15 protein-coding genes are annotated in these 14474 nt (G+C 51.8%); all 15 read right to left on the bottom strand.

Features of this window, described 5'->3' with window-relative positions; all coding sequences use genetic code 11:
- Positions 1-9: 9 nt before the first annotated feature.
- The 15 genes from KNP72_RS10675 to KNP72_RS10605 all read right to left on the bottom strand — a co-directional run bounded on the left by KNP72_RS10675 (position 10) and on the right by KNP72_RS10605 (position 14470).
- Positions 10-816: a hypothetical protein gene (locus KNP72_RS10675; RefSeq protein ID WP_214833226.1), complete on the bottom strand. Its 807-nt coding sequence runs from the start codon at positions 814-816 to the stop codon at positions 10-12.
- Positions 813-1493, bottom strand: a complete 681-nt coding sequence (locus KNP72_RS10670) for an ABC transporter ATP-binding protein (protein ID WP_214719862.1) — start codon at positions 1491-1493, stop codon at positions 813-815. Before KNP72_RS10670 ends, KNP72_RS10675 begins: the two co-directional genes overlap by 4 nt.
- On the bottom strand, positions 1471-1863 hold the full coding sequence (locus tag KNP72_RS10665; protein ID WP_034808399.1) for a GntR family transcriptional regulator: 393 nt from the start codon (positions 1861-1863) through the stop codon (positions 1471-1473). The genes KNP72_RS10670 and KNP72_RS10665 overlap by 23 nt, the downstream gene beginning before the upstream one ends.
- 123 nt (positions 1864-1986) lie before the next feature.
- Positions 1987-2592 carry a kinase gene (locus tag KNP72_RS10660; RefSeq protein ID WP_214833224.1) on the bottom strand — a complete coding sequence of 202 codons (606 nt, stop codon included), beginning with the start codon at positions 2590-2592 and terminating at the stop codon, positions 1987-1989.
- 54 nt (positions 2593-2646) lie between these two features.
- On the bottom strand, positions 2647-4332 hold the full coding sequence (locus tag KNP72_RS10655; protein ID WP_214833222.1) for a b(o/a)3-type cytochrome-c oxidase subunit 1: 1686 nt from the start codon (positions 4330-4332) through the stop codon (positions 2647-2649).
- Positions 4333-4803 (bottom strand): cytochrome c oxidase subunit II, encoded by a 471-nt coding sequence (locus KNP72_RS10650; RefSeq protein ID WP_021067816.1) that lies wholly within the window; start codon positions 4801-4803, stop codon positions 4333-4335.
- Between the two features lie 21 nt (positions 4804-4824).
- Positions 4825-4944, bottom strand: coding sequence for a hypothetical protein (locus tag KNP72_RS10645; RefSeq protein ID WP_021067817.1), 120 nt, complete (start codon positions 4942-4944; stop codon positions 4825-4827).
- 242 nt (positions 4945-5186) lie between these two features.
- Positions 5187-5897, bottom strand: a complete 711-nt coding sequence (locus KNP72_RS10640) for a Crp/Fnr family transcriptional regulator (RefSeq protein WP_214719859.1) — start codon at positions 5895-5897, stop codon at positions 5187-5189.
- Between the two features lie 174 nt (positions 5898-6071).
- Positions 6072-7457, bottom strand: a complete 1386-nt coding sequence (locus KNP72_RS10635; RefSeq protein WP_214719858.1) for an aldehyde dehydrogenase — start codon at positions 7455-7457, stop codon at positions 6072-6074.
- 90 nt (positions 7458-7547) lie between these two features.
- A complete protein-coding gene (locus tag KNP72_RS10630) occupies positions 7548-8705 on the bottom strand; it encodes an MFS transporter (RefSeq protein WP_029596055.1) in 1158 nt (385 codons plus the stop codon).
- A gap of 141 nt (positions 8706-8846) precedes the next feature.
- Positions 8847-9560, bottom strand: coding sequence for a purine-nucleoside phosphorylase (gene deoD / locus KNP72_RS10625; protein ID WP_029596056.1), 714 nt, complete (start codon positions 9558-9560; stop codon positions 8847-8849).
- Positions 9561-9575: 15 nt separating this feature from the next.
- Positions 9576-10283, bottom strand: a complete 708-nt coding sequence (locus tag KNP72_RS10620) for a response regulator transcription factor (RefSeq protein WP_214833220.1) — start codon at positions 10281-10283, stop codon at positions 9576-9578.
- Positions 10280-12028 carry a sensor histidine kinase gene (locus KNP72_RS10615; protein ID WP_214719855.1) on the bottom strand — a complete coding sequence of 583 codons (1749 nt, stop codon included), beginning with the start codon at positions 12026-12028 and terminating at the stop codon, positions 10280-10282. The genes KNP72_RS10620 and KNP72_RS10615 overlap by 4 nt, the downstream gene beginning before the upstream one ends.
- A 107-nt stretch (positions 12029-12135) precedes the next feature.
- Positions 12136-13335, bottom strand: coding sequence for a M48 family metallopeptidase (locus KNP72_RS10610; RefSeq protein WP_214719854.1), 1200 nt, complete (start codon positions 13333-13335; stop codon positions 12136-12138).
- A 94-nt stretch (positions 13336-13429) separates the two neighbouring features.
- The gene (locus tag KNP72_RS10605; RefSeq protein WP_251128970.1) at positions 13430-14470 is read right to left on the bottom strand and encodes a PQQ-dependent sugar dehydrogenase; all 1041 of its coding nucleotides are present in this window, start codon (positions 14468-14470) and stop codon (positions 13430-13432) included.
- Between the last annotated feature and the right edge of the window lie 4 nt (positions 14471-14474).

Genomic DNA, 14474 nt, shown 5'->3' with positions numbered 1-14474 from the left:
CTGCTCACCTCACACACTTAATTTCTTCGTCAACTGACGATGTCCAATCCAAACGACCCCAATAAACCAAATCACTAAAATAAGAGTGAAGACGGCCAGCGTCTCTTCCATGAACAGATAGTTCTCAATGATAAAGAACCCAATCATCGGCACAACTACGACAACCCCAATCATCAATAAGGCGAGGAACGGCGCCCACACCGTCCGTTGCCACAGGCTCCGTTCAATCAACACAAATGCGAAGATGAATAAGACGGCGATGGCAATTAATACTTGATGGACAAAGAAGTTGAACAGTGACGCCGGGAACATGACCGAGAGCCCCCCATCGTAGCCGATGGCCTGTTCGAAGGAGCCACTCATCGGAATCATTTGCGAGTCCAACCAACTCGAAAACGCTATGTACTGGAGTTTGAGCGCAATCCACTGGACGGAGAACAAGCCAAGGATCATCAACGTCATCGTCACTAGCTTCGCACTGAAGACGAGCATCCGTTGTTGCGGCATGAGCAATAGGCGCATCATGAACGTCCCACGGCCTTGGAAGTCACGGTACCAAATCCAAAAACTGAAGAATACCATCGCCGTGACAGCCACCCCAATCGACAAGATGAACGGTGTGCCACCAAGATAATTCCCGAACGTCAAAGTGTAATCCGGCGTTCCAGCACGACGCATTTCTTCATACATATTCGTTTCGCTCCATAGGAAGACGCCGAGCCAGGCGAACTGGGTGACGACGAGTAACGTGATTAAGATGAGATACGGTTTCGTCAACCGCTCGACTTCCCATCCGAGTAGTTTCAACAAATTCATGCGCCATACTCCTCTCTCATGACATCGACAATAGACTTCCCATGAATGAAGCGGACGTCCTCGACGTCGAACTCACGAACGATCCGGCCGCGGTTCAACATGACGGCCTTGTCGACCAAGTATTCGATATCTTCAATCTCGTGCGTCGTAATCAAAACGCCGCGGTCTTCCATAATGTCACTCGAGAACAACTCGACAATTTGTTCTTTCGAGAACACGTCGATGCCCGAGAACGGTTCGTCGAGCAATAGATAGTCCGGATCTTGGGCAATCCCGAGCGCCAAATTCACTTTGGCGAGCGTCCCTTTCGACAGCTCATTCAACTTGTCCTCTGGGAACAATTTAAACTCATCGACAAGACGGGCGAACAATTTCGGGTCGAACTTTGGATAAAAGTCTCGCATGAACGCCTCGCACTGCTCAATCGTGAAGTGAATCGGGAATGTCGAGTGGTCCGGTACGAACGCAACGCGATTCAAATCAATCGGTTTGCCGTCGACGAGCACCGTTCCCTTGTCGAACGGCGTCAGTCCCATGATGCCTTTTAAAATCGTCGATTTCCCAGTACCGTTCAATCCGATCAAACACGTGATTTCCCCTTTTTGGGCCGTAAACGACACGTCTTCGATGACTTGTTTTTTGCGGTAACGTTTCTTAACTCCCAGTACTTCGATCATCGAGATTCCCCTCTCCGTATTGTCGTTTGATTTTATCGACGAGCTCATCCATCGTGACGTCAAGTTCTTGAATCGATTCGACGAAGACAGCGACCGCCTCATCGACAAGTTCCGTGCGGATGCGTTTCAAGACATGTTCATCGGTCGTCACGCGGCTCGGACGGTTCCGTTCGGTCGTAATCAATTGTTGTTCCTCCATTTCCTTGAACGCCTTTTGGACGGTGTTCGGATTGATTTTCAGTTCGGTCGCGAGCTCGCGTCGCGACGGCATCTCTTCGCCCGCCTGCAGTTCGCCAAGCGCCATCTTCTTTTTGAAGTAATCGACGACTTGAATGTAAACCGGGGCTCTCGTGTTGAATTGTATGATCATGTTGTCACCTCTCTAAGTGTATGATGCGACTAATACACTACCTAACTGTATTATCACCATAGTACACTAACGGAGTCAACAGTTTTTTCCAAAACAAAAACGCATCCCCTATAAATGGATGCGTCAACTAGATGGAACGATTCGATCGGCCTGGGCTTGCGGGTTGATCGTTTTGATGTAATGCGCTTCTCCCGGCCAATACCGGCGTTCGTACTTAGCAAGTCGCTCCGATAAGTCGCCGATATACGTATCACGATTCAAGACCCGTTCATACCGGACTTCCCGCGGACAGTCGAGATAGACGATGTAGTCAAAATAAGGACGCCACTCGTCCCGCAATAAGAAGATCCCTTCGATCAAGACAAGTGTGTTCGGAGCAATCTCAATTGTTCGCATGTTGACCGCGTCCTGGTCTCGCTCATAATACGGCAACGTCAGATTCGCCTGTTCTTCCCGAAGCGGTTTGAACAAGGTCTCCACGAGCAACTCGACGTCCCATTGGAGCGCATAATATTCCATCGCCTCTGACTGTCCCGTCGCGTAACGTCGGTGCCGCTCGACGATAAAGTCGTCAATATGTAACACCACTTCATTCGTTGCAATCCCGCGTAGTTGTTCGACCATCGTCGTCTTCCCTGCCCCGCTCAACCCGTCGATCGCGACGAGGAACGGCCGATCCGGCTCGCGTCTAACATATTCACGGTGAATATCTGCACGAAGTAGCTCCATCTTTCCATCTCCCCACATGAAAAAGTCAGCCCCGCTATCGAGGCTGACTTCAGTTTACCAGAGCACCCAACCTTTCGCTCCCGGCGGCGCACTTTCAATCAAGTGCCAAATCGGAATCGTATAGGCGAAGGCAATTAAAACGAACGTGACCGTAATCCAAAGCTTCCAATTCTCGAAGAAACGCGGTGTCTCCATCGCCGCCTCTTCGGTCTCGGCGAGCGGGAACTCCTCTTCTCCCTTCGGAGCGAGGAACGACAAGTTGAACATTGAATAGACGAAGATGAGGACCGAAATCAAGAGGATCGTCCCACCAATCGCCATCGCGATGTGGTATGGAATCCACTCGCGCGTAAGCGCATCCGAGAAGTACGTTGCCGGACCGGTCCGACGCGGATTACCTTGCAGTCCTGAGATGTGCATTGCGTAAGACATGATCGACATTCCGAACGCCCACGTGCCTGCTTGAATTAATCCGATTCGATTCATCTTTTTCGTTAGAATACGACCGCGCAATACCGGCACGAGCCAATATGCCGTTCCGAAGAACGTCAAGGCGACGGCCGTACCGACCGTGATATGGAAATGACCTGTGACCCAAAGTGTGTTGTGGACCATCGCGTTCAATTGGTGCGAGGCGTTGATGATACCGCCGGCTCCGGCCGGAATGAAGAACAACATGCCGACGAACGGAGCGAGGAAACGGACATCCCCATATGGCATCTTCTTGACCCAACCAAATAGACCACGAGCTCCGAGTGCGCGGCCGCGCAGCTCGAACGTCGCAAACAGCGAGAACGCCGTCATAAACGACGGGATGACGACGAGGAACGTCAAGATGACTTGAACGAACTTCCAGAACGGTTCAATCCCTGGTTCCGTCAACTGGTGGTGGAAGCCGACCGGGAACGAGAATAGCAGGAACAACAGGAACGCCATCCGGGCGAGCGCATCGGAGAAAATCTTTCCGCCGATGACTTTCGGCACGACCGTATACCAGACAATATAGGCCGGCATGAGCCAGAAATAGACGAGCGGATGACCGAAATACCAGAAGAGCGTCCGTGACAACTCGATTCCGACCGTGTCTTTCCAACCAAGCGAGAGCGGGAGCAGTTGGAATAAAATCGTCCCGGCGACACCGAGCGTGGCGATGACCCACAAGAGCATCGTCATGATACTCATATACGCCGGAAGCGGCGGATGAATACCTGGGTTCTCCCGTTTGTAGTCCGCATACATCCGGAACATGGCGAACGCCGATAACCACGTACCGACGACGAACAAGACGAGACCGATATAAAACACTGGATCGGCCATGAGTGGTGCGTAGAACGTATACAGAACAGTCGCTTTATTGGCGAGCACCATGATCGTGACGAGCACGGCGCCGGCGATAATCATCCAAAACCCGAGCCAAGCGACCCGCGTTGGGAACGACTCAAAGCGTCCGAACGACTTAGCGAGCAGCGCGTAAAGCAGACCGATGATGAACATTGTCGTGAAAACGAGACCGAGCATGATGCCGTGCGCCGTCAACAGTTGATAATAGCCGAACACTTCCGGGATGACACCAGTCCGAATGAGCGTCTGCATGAGGCCGGCTAGTCCACCGATTAAGACGGCGAGGACCGAGATGACGACGTGGGCATAGGCGAGGCGTGCTTCTTTGACACCGATACTCGGTACTGGTACGCCGCGTTCCATTTCCCACTGCTTTAGTTTTGAGGATACGTCATTCATTTAGTCCACCACCTTAATTTTTGTCGACATCATGTGATGTCCGGTACCACAATATTCGTTACAAAGGATTAAAAATTCGCCCGCCTCGTCGAACGTATACGTGAGCGAGTTGATATGACCAGGTACGACCATCATATTGACCGGTGTGCCCGTCAACTGGAAACCGTGAACGACATCAGGTGAGGTGACGAGAAACGTGACTTTCGCTCCTTTTGGAATCTCGACGTTGCCCGGCGTGAACGTGAACGCTTGCGCGACCATGACAAGTTCATATTCGTTGTCGTCAATTTTATGAAGTCCCGGTTTGTCGAACGGTGCGGTTTGATGTACTTTCGCCGGATCGATCAAATCCGCGTCCGAAGCCGGTTGATTTCCTGCCGCAAAGGCAGAGATGCCAAGAACGGTTAAAAACACGCCTAATAAAATGATGCCGAATACAAGCCAATATTTCTCAAGTTTATGAATATGCATATGCTGCTCTCCCCCTGCTCGTTATCGCGTCATAAATAAGTAAAACACTGACGACCACATGGCAATGATGACGCCCGCGACAATCATGACCGATGTGAACGTGCCTTTTAAGTTCGGTTCTTGTCCATCGTTTTTCTCCACGTGAAGGACCCCTTTCCCTGTGATTTCCACTTTTATTGTATGAAATGGGATGAGGATTAATATGTGACATTTATCACTCCAAAAGTGACAATCACATCAAATTTGCGTAGTTTTCACACATAAAGTTCACATTTGGTATAAAGGCATACAAAAAAAGTGATTGTCCCGACACGAATCGAGTCAACCACCTGTTCGGTTTCACGCGCTTTGATAAGGCAAAATGCTGCACCTCTCTTGAAAGATTAAAGCCGACAGATGCCGGCGGGACAGCCTTCACAATAACAGAGCTCTTTCAAGAAATCGATGTCATGCAAAATCATCTCTGTTCCCGTCGTCGTCAACATGCCTTCCTTCCGCCACTGGTTCATCATCCGATTCACCGTCTCGCGAGGTGCACCAATCAGCTGACCGAGCTCCCCGTCTGACGGATGTTTTGGCACGACAATCCCTTCTGCTGACTCGACGCCGTCCATCGCCGCCATGCGTAATAATGTGGAGGCGAGGGCACCTGGTTTCCCGTATAGCAGCAAGTCACGGAGTTTCATCTCGGACTGCTTGCGCATCATCGACGTCCACCGCAATACTTCAGTGGCCAACTGCGCATCGCGCCGAACAAGTTCATCCATCTCTTGCTTCGAGATCCAACCGATGACACTGTCCGATGTCGTCTCGATGCTATACGAACTCGGAAACACCTCGTCGATATCGAACTCCCCGAAGAAGTCGTCCGCCCCATACATGAACATGATGAGTGCGCTCCCTTTTTTCGTCAGCTTCGTGAATTTGACGGAACCGCTCTTCAAATAAAAGAACTTGTTGCACTTCTCGCCTTCCCAACAAACGATACTCCCTTTCGAATGATCTTGAAACGTCATCATCTCGAGCAAGAGCTGTTTCGTCTCTTGCGAAAAGACAAAGCTGTTCGGTTTGGTCGTTCCGCATTTCATAGTCATGTTGTCTGCTCCCTCCACTAATCGTATATCTGATTAAGTCTCGTACGTCATGTGTATGGCTATATTATACAAGAGGTATGCAGCTCATTTTATAAAAGTATGTGACATTTCAAACAATCTTCTTATTCTTTGTCCACAAAAAAAAGACTGCAGGCTCCCTGCAGTCTAGTCTGGTCAGCGGTAGACGAGTCGAATCAACTTCTCGGCTGCTTTAAAGTTTGGGTAACGAATCGGTAAATCGAACTTCGTTGTGTTTCGCAAAATCGATTTGGCGTGGCTGAACGTCTCAAAACTGTAACGTCCGTGATATGAGCCCATCCCGCTCTCGCCGACTCCACCGAACGGCAGGTTCGGGTTCGTCAAATGCATGAGTACGTCATTGACGCAACCCCCGCCGAACGTAAGGTGTTTCATCACGGTCTGCTCCACCGCTTTCGTCTCAGTGAACAAATAGAGCGCGAGCGGATGTGGACGCGATGACACAAACTCAATCACTTCGTCGAGTTGACGGTACGTAAGGACTGGTAGAATCGGTCCAAAAATCTCGTCTTTCATAACGTTCGCGTCTTCTTCGATGTCCGTCAACACGGTCGGGGCAATCTTCAATTGGTCCCGGTCCGTCTGGCCTCCGAAGAAAACGTCTCCTTCTGTCAAATATCCGGTCAAACGATTGAAGTGGGTCTCATTGACAATTCGTGTGAACCGTTTCGTCCCGACGCCGTTCCCGAACATCGTGAACGCTTCCCGTTTAATGGCCTCGAGGAACGCCTCTCGTTTGGATTCGTGGACGAGGACATAGTCCGGTGCGACGCATGTCTGCCCGGCGTTCATCCATTTGCCCCAGGCGATGCGCTTGGCCGCAATCTCGATATTAGCATCCTCATGGACGATGGCCGGTGATTTCCCACCGAGCTCGAGCGTGACCGGCGTCAAATGCTTCGCTGCCGCCTCCATGACGATTTTCCCGACTGGCGTCGACCCTGTGAAGAAGATATGGTCCCATTTCTGGGCAAGCAACTCGGTCGCAACGTCCTTATCCCCTTCGACGCTGACGACGTAGCGGTCGGTGAACGCCCGTTCGAGCACTTTCGTGATCATTTGGGCGACGTTCGGTGTCAATTCCGAAGGTTTCACGACAGCCGTGTTGCCTGCGGCAATCGCTCCGATGAGCGGCGCCATCGCCAATTGAAACGGATAGTTCCACGGAGCGATCACGAGTACCGTTCCGTAAGGTTCATACATGACCTCACTTTGCGTCCCCAGATGGATTGAGGCTCCACGGACACGTTTCGGGCGCATCCAACGCTTCAACTCACGTGTCGTCCGTGTGATTTCGTCATAGACGAAACCGATCTCCGTCGTGAACGCGTCGAGTTCTGATTTGTTCAAATCCTGCTCCAACGCTTGAAGAATCTCTGCTTCATGATGCTTGATTGACTCTTTTAAAAACGTCAACATGCTGAGACGGAATGCGAGCGACTTGGTCGCTTGCGTCCGAAAGAAGCGACGCTGTTTACGAATGAGCTCTTCAATGGTCAACTGTTCGATTGGTGCGAGCATAAATCTGCCTCCCTTGGATGATAACGCTAGCTTCATCTTATCATCTTCACTCGGTCAGCGACCATTTTGAACCTTCGATATGCGTCCGTCCTATCTGACAGGCACGTCCCGTTTCTTCGTTTGTTGCATGACGACAAATATCAAACCGGCGACGAGCAGGATGCCACCTGTCAGCGCGAATTTTTGTGTCAGCGTAATCGAGAGCCAGCCTAACAATGCCGAACCCGTCACTGTGCCGAGCGAGAAGAACGCATAAAAATAGCCGTACGACTTACCACGATTGGCCTGATTCGTCGCTTTAATCAACATCGTATTGATGGCTGGGAATAAGATGGCGAACCCGACGCCATACAAGGCGAGGACAGCGTACAAGAGGAGCGACGTCTCAGATCGGCCAATCAACAGTTGGCTCACACCGAGAATGCCGACACCGAGTGCCGCGAGCTTCGCTGGTTCGATTTGGTCGAACAAGCGATTCGTCGGCAACACAAACACGAGCACCGCCATGATACCGAACGTGCTGAGCAATGTCCCGCTCAGACGAGAGTCATACCCGAGCGCCTGCACGTAAAGGGGAAGCAAGTACGCGATTGCCCCTTGCGAGAACATCAAGAGGAAGGCGCCGATATACGCTTTCACTACGTCTCGTTCCAGGCGCGACGTCCCTTCATCTGTACGATGGGAAGGTTCAAGCGTTAACTTCGACGGGCGCAAAAAGACGAGTGCGAGGAGCGCGACGGCTACCCCGAACAGCGCGACGTATGTGAAGACGATCGGCACGGTCGTCTGGCTGGCCATGATGCCGCTGAACGCCGGACCGACGATGGCTGCCAAACCAACAAAACTGCCGGTCAATGCTACTTTTTTACCTTGTCGGTTCGCGGCGGTCAGATTGGCGGACAACGTGAACGCGGCTGGGACAATCAAACCCGCTACAAAGCCGTGCACGATCCGGACAATCAATAGCGTCGTCGCTGTGTCGACGAGATGATACGACAAGAGACTGAGGCTCGACAGCGCAAGACCAACGAGCAGGATGACGATCGGACCAATCCGGTCGGTCCAAATGCCGGATAAAATGTTGCCGAACGTATTCGACAAGGAGTAGATGGCGATGACGAGCCCTGCGATGAACGGTGTCGCACCAACCGATGTCGCAAACGTGCTCATGACCGGAAGCTGGGCGAATAAATCAAAGAAGGCAAAAAAGACGATACTATAAATGACAAAAGCGGACGCTTTATTCATGATGACAACTCCTTGATCCAGCCCGATACGGGAACTGTTCGTTTCAGCTTCAGTCTAGCCTGCCAGTTTCACTTTGTATACAAGACAAGGCGCGCGGACACAAAAACGCCTTACAAACCAGTGGTCTGTAAGGCGTGTTCATTAGTTTGTGACTTCGACCGCTGTATCGAGTGCGACACGAATCATTTCGTCAAACGTCGATTGACGCTCTTCCGATGTCGTCTCTTCACCTGTCAACAAGTGGTCTGAGATTGTGAGGATCGTCAACGCGTTCACTTTGTGTTTCGCAGCGAGTGTGTAGAGACCTGCCGCTTCCATCTCGATGGCGAGGCAACCGAAATCGGCCCACTTCTTGAAATGGTGGAAATCATCCTGGTAGAACTGGTCGGCTGTGAAAATTTGACCGACTTTGACCGGAATACCAGCTTTTTCAGCGTTCATATACGCGCGATGTAGGAGGTCGAACGTCGCTGTCGGCGCATAGTCCATCCCGTTGAAACGAACCCGGTTTTGGGCCATCTCACTCGATGCACTCATCGCGATGACGACGTCACGTACTTTGACGTCTTCTTGAATTCCGCCGGCCGTACCGACACGAATCAAGTTTTTTACGCCGTATGACATAATCAATTCGTTCACGTAAATCGACATCGATGGAACACCCATCCCAGTCCCTTGAACGGAAATACGTTTTCCTTTATATGTTCCTGTGAAGCCATACATGCCGCGGACTTCGTTGTATAACTCAACATCCTCGAGGAACGTCTCCGCGATATATTTCGCACGCAACGGATCTCCTGGCAATAATACCGTTTCTGCGATTTGTCCTGCTTCTGCCCCAATGTGTACACTCATGATTAAATTCCTCCTTCAAGATAGTCGTTGGCACTGCTCCCGATATTCATTCGGGGTGATGCCAATCTGTTTTTTGAAGACTTTCCGGAAATACTTATCATCCGAAAAGCCGACCGCTTGGGCGACTTCATAAATACGTTGTCTACTCGTCTCAAGGAGACGTTTCGCCTCGAGCATCCGGATCGACAGCAAGTATTCGGATAAGTTGACGCCGTACTGCTGTTTGAAGCGACGCGATATGTATTCGCGGCTCAAGTAAAAGCGCTCGCTCATCCCTTGTAAGCTGAGTTCTTCCGCATAATGGCGTTCAATGAACGCGCCAATCTGTAGAATCGGATCGTCTTCGTCAGGAGTGACGTCGGCGAGGGCACGTGCGAGCGTCTCGTTCAAGACGTCCGGGTCAATCGGTTTCAGCAAGTAGTCGAAACTGCCGAGCTGAATCGCGCGCCGCATGTACGAATATTCGTCATAGCCCGTCAAGACAATCAGTTTGGCCGTCTCCGCCTCCGTATGGACCCACTCCATCAACTCGATGCCGTTACATCGAGGCATTTGCAGGTCCGATAAAATCAGCGCCGGCCGTTCTTTGACGATAATCCGTTTCGCTTCTTCCCCGTCTTGTGCCTCAATCACTTTCGTGACGCCGAGCCGTTCCCACTCCCCGAGCAGTTTCACCGCTTCCCGTACCGGCGACTCATCATCAACGATCAACACTTTCGTCATGACGCATCCGCCTCCGTTACGGCCGGGAAACGCATGACAATACGAAATCCGCCTGTCTCTGGTGTAGCCAACATAAACTGAGCCTCCCGATTATAGTTTAACATGAGTCGATCTCGAATGTTCTTTAAACCGGTACCTTCCGCCCCATTCAATGGCTCGGTCGATACCTCGATCCGTTCTTTCAATAGCGTCAACTCTTCATCCGAGAGATCGCGTCCGCTATTCTCACAATGAATCACAAGATTTGATCCCGATTGATGAATTCGCACTGAGAAACGGTTGGCCGCTGTCGCACCGTCGCGCTCAAACCCATGCTTGAAAAAGTTCTCGGCGAGCGGCTGCAAAATCATCTTCGGCACAATTAAATCGAGGAGCGGCTCCGGCACATCGACCTCAATCTCAAATTGATCCGGGAACCGGACTTGTTGCAAGCGAATGTAGGACGTGAGGTGATCGACTTCTCGCTTGAGCGTCACGAGCGACTCATCGGGATGCATCGTATAGCGCATCATCGAGGAGAGCTGCGTGATGAGACGGTACACCGTCTTGCCATCGCCTTTCAATGCGAGCGTCCCGATCGACTGCAAGGCGTTGAACAGGAAGTGTGGGTTCGTCTGAGCTTGGAGCGCCCTCAGCTCATTCGTCCGATTCTCGAGCGCCAACCGATATTCCCGTTGAATCAAATCATCGATTCGTTCAATCATCCGCTTGAATTGCCGTCCGAGCACACCGAACTCATCATTTCCGAGGGAATCGAATGAGACGGTCATGTCCCCTTGCTCGATTCGCCAAATGTTCGAGGTGAGCGTCTTGATTGGAGTCGTCAAACGCATCGAAGCGTATGTCGCCCCAATCAATGCCAATACGAGCGACACCATCCCGACGACAAAGATGATGAATGACGTCCGTGACGCCGGCTCGGTCAACAATCGATCTGGTATCGATTTTCCGACGTAAAACGTCTGGTTCTCAAACTCGAACGATTTGACGATGCGGTGATGCTTCCCATCGCTCGACAGCGAGTTCGTCGACACGTTTTGCGGGATTTCATCGTCACCGAGTTGTGCGAACACTTGATTGCCGCCCCCGACGAACCAGAGGCTCTCGCTCGGGTTGTTCTGTAGCGAGGCGAGCTGGCCGATGAAGACGTCCTCCGGGATATCGATCGACAAAATCGCGAGCGGCTGATCCGTCTCGATTTTGTCGAGTCGGAAATGGAGCGTCACGACTTCTTCTTCTGAGACGAGCGGACCGAAATCATGATACGGCACGAGCGGATGCGAAGCCTCGAGCAGGACGCGGCTCTCCTCATACTTCAATAGCTGTTGCTGAATCTCACTCGGTTGCCGTTTCGAGCGCGGGGATACTTTCATCTTATAGGCGGCGAACGAATCCATATCCTCAAGCATGAGCAACTGGATTTGGGCCACATCTTCACGGGATAGGTACATGCCGAGCAGTGCCCGTCGCACCTCTAGTTCGGTCTGTTCGAGCGACAGACCTGGGCCATACTCGAGAATATCGAGCACGTCCCGATTCGCATATAGACTTGTCGGCAAGCGACTCAAGTCTGAGACATACCGTTCCATTTGAAGCGTGCCTCGCTCAAGCGACCATTCGGTGAGCTGAAGCCCCCGTTCCCGCTCCCGGTCTTTGACGTACCAAAAGGAAATGACCGTCGCCAAAATGACGGGAACGATAATCGTCAATGCGATCATTCCCGTCAGCTTCGTCCGAATGCTCATCCGCACATCGCCTCCTCGCTGTCATTATATCACGGCTTATGCAAGCGTTTGCAAGACTTGAAAATAAAAAGGTTTATGACCTTTGTTCCGGTCATAAACCTCGTTGTTTATTCGTATGATTGAATCAAGTCGATGATGCCTTGCGGTTGCCCGGAGTCAGCTGCGAGTTCAGCCGGCGTCATGCCGTCCTTATTCTCGAGCGAGACGTCGGCGCCGCTCTCAAGCAACAATTCGACCGTATCGATGTCGACGCCTTCATTGTAGAGCAAATTGTGAAGTGGCGTGTCGTCGTACAAGTCTTGCGTATTGACGTCGGCCCCATCTGCCAATAGAGTTTCAAACTCTTCATACGTTGCGGCGTTGTAGGCAAGTTCTTGAATCGGCTCTTCCGCCATCGCATCAAGCGAGCCGAACCCTTCTGAGAAGCCCGTCAAGCCGTCGCTCGTGAACAGCCAGGCGACGATGGCCACGTTGACAATGACGCTCAACACGATCGTCCCGATAATCGACCCTTTGACATACCCTGCCGTCTTGAAGACCGGAACGTTCGTCTCACCGGCGTTCGTCGCGATGGCCGCAATCCGTTTCGGGAGCGGCGGATGCGTCGATAACAGCTCGCTCAATTTGGCAATAAATCCGTTCTCACGGCTCGCTTCATATAAGTAGTCAAACTCGCTCACTTCTTTCGCCAACTTCCCACCGATGGCAAGAATCGTGAGGGCGCGTTTTGATGCCGTCTCGTCTTGAATATGATGGGCCGCCATGCGGTCACACGTGAACTCGCACGCACGCGAATAAGCCGATCCTAAAAACGGGATCCAGCCGCCGAGCATCATCGCCCATTGTTTTTGGACATGGTTGCGGCGAATATGTGCCAACTCGTGCGCGATCACAAACTCGACTTCTTTGGCGTACCCTTCACGTGACAACTCGACGACATCCGAATACAGGATGACCATATTCTTTTGGAAGAAACGGGTCGCGAAAGCGTTCAAGACGCCTCCGGCTTGAAGAATGTACACATCCGGGAGTAAGCGAATTCCCATTTCTTGTCCGACACGCTGATACGTCTGATACAGGTCGGCGAATTGACGCTCTGTGACTTTAACGCCGTTCGTGCGAATATATCCGATTTGGAGCCAGTGTGTGAATAAAGACAGTGCTAAAATTGATCCGATCACCCATAAAAAGATGCCGAGCGAGGCAATCGTGAAGACGATTCCTAGCACCACCGTCAACATGCTGGCGGCGACGAGCAGTCCAAAATACAATGTTTCGTTCTTATGTACCAATTGCGATTGTTTCATGTAAAAATCCCCTTCATTTTCCATATGAAGTCCATTATACCGGATAAATGGATGTATTCAACAAAAAAATAGAAACTGACACGTACGTCAGTTTCTATTCGATCGTGAGGCGATACAGCTGATCGTCCCCACTTCCAGGGTTGCCACGTCCGTCCGTATTGTTCGTGATAAAGTAAAGTCCTTCGTCCTCCAACCAGACGTCACGGATGCGACCTTTATCCTCGACGAGCGGGATGACCTCACGTGATTCCCGATCGATGGCGACGAGACGATTTCCACGAAGCGTCGCCATATACACGTAACGGTCGTCGGCAACGATGCCCGACGGTGCCCATGACGTCTCCCCGACCTCGAACCATGGTGTCTCGAGCCCATCTCGTGCTTGATCCGCCTCGATGAGCGGCCAGCCGTAATTGTTACCCTCTTCGAGGATATTCACTTCATCATGCCCCGAAGCTCCGTGCTCACTCGCGTAAAGCGTATCTTCGATCTTCGTCAAGCCTTGAGGATTGCGGTGACCGGACGAATAAATCCAATCGGTCGGTTCGCCCTCTCCGGATAAGGGCACTCGTAACACTTTTCCGGCGATCGATGTTTCATCTTGGGCCAGTTCCGGCACGAGCGCATCTCCGGTCGTGACCCACAGCACGTCCCCATCGAGCAACAACCGTCCGCCGTTATGGAACTGGTCCCCTGGAATCTCATCGAGCACGACGTCCGTCTCTTCAAACTGATTGCCATCCCACGTCAACTCGACGACCCGGTTTTGGACGTTACCAGGTGTCCCGTACGTATGGTAAGCGTACAGTTGGCGTGACGTCGCAAAATCTGCGGTCAACGCGAGTCCGAGGAGACCGCCTTCCCCGATTTCAAGCACGTCCTCGTTCAAGACGACCGGTTGTCGGTCGAGATTCCCGTCTGCATCGATGACGGCAATCGTGCCGCCGCGTTCCGAGATGAGCCATCCGTCATCGGTTTTTGCAATCGACCACGGTGCCTCTAACTGTTCGACAATCGATTCGGTTGCACCGGTCGACTCCTGGACTGGTGCCTGTTCAGGTTCCGGCGTCTCGGTCGATTCCGAGGCACAACCGGCAACAAATACGAGCGACAAGATGAACATCCATCGTTTCAACGTG

The sequence above is a fragment of the Exiguobacterium sp. s152 genome (assembly GCF_018618335.1).
GTDB classification, from domain to species: Bacteria; Bacillota; Bacilli; order Exiguobacteriales; family Exiguobacteriaceae; genus Exiguobacterium; species Exiguobacterium chiriqhucha.
This window is presented reverse-complemented; position numbering and strand designations above follow the sequence as displayed.

Bases quoted from the DNA above. Each gene is read 5' to 3' on its own strand.
- KNP72_RS10670 (WP_214719862.1), bottom strand. From the start codon at position 1,493: ATGATCGAAGTACTGGGAGTTAAGAAACGTTACCGCAAAAAACAAGTC.
- KNP72_RS10655 (WP_214833222.1), bottom strand. From the start codon at position 4,332: ATGAATGACGTATCCTCAAAACTAAAGCAGTGGGAAATGGAACGCGGC.
- deoD (WP_029596056.1), bottom strand. From the start codon at position 9,560: ATGAGTGTACACATTGGGGCAGAAGCAGGACAAATCGCAGAAACGGTA.
- KNP72_RS10630 (WP_029596055.1), bottom strand. From the start codon at position 8,705: ATGAATAAAGCGTCCGCTTTTGTCATTTATAGTATCGTCTTTTTTGCC.
- KNP72_RS10650 (WP_021067816.1), bottom strand. From the start codon at position 4,803: ATGCATATTCATAAACTTGAGAAATATTGGCTTGTATTCGGCATCATT.
- KNP72_RS10660 (WP_214833224.1), bottom strand. From the start codon at position 2,592: ATGGAGCTACTTCGTGCAGATATTCACCGTGAATATGTTAGACGCGAG.
- KNP72_RS10665 (WP_034808399.1), bottom strand. From the start codon at position 1,863: ATGATCATACAATTCAACACGAGAGCCCCGGTTTACATTCAAGTCGTC.
- KNP72_RS10620 (WP_214833220.1), bottom strand. From the start codon at position 10,283: ATGACGAAAGTGTTGATCGTTGATGATGAGTCGCCGGTACGGGAAGCG.
- KNP72_RS10640 (WP_214719859.1), bottom strand. From the start codon at position 5,897: ATGACTATGAAATGCGGAACGACCAAACCGAACAGCTTTGTCTTTTCG.
- KNP72_RS10610 (WP_214719854.1), bottom strand. From the start codon at position 13,335: ATGAAACAATCGCAATTGGTACATAAGAACGAAACATTGTATTTTGGA.
- KNP72_RS10635 (WP_214719858.1), bottom strand. From the start codon at position 7,457: ATGCTCGCACCAATCGAACAGTTGACCATTGAAGAGCTCATTCGTAAA.
- KNP72_RS10675 (WP_214833226.1), bottom strand. From the start codon at position 816: ATGAATTTGTTGAAACTACTCGGATGGGAAGTCGAGCGGTTGACGAAA.
- KNP72_RS10615 (WP_214719855.1), bottom strand. From the start codon at position 12,028: ATGAGCATTCGGACGAAGCTGACGGGAATGATCGCATTGACGATTATC.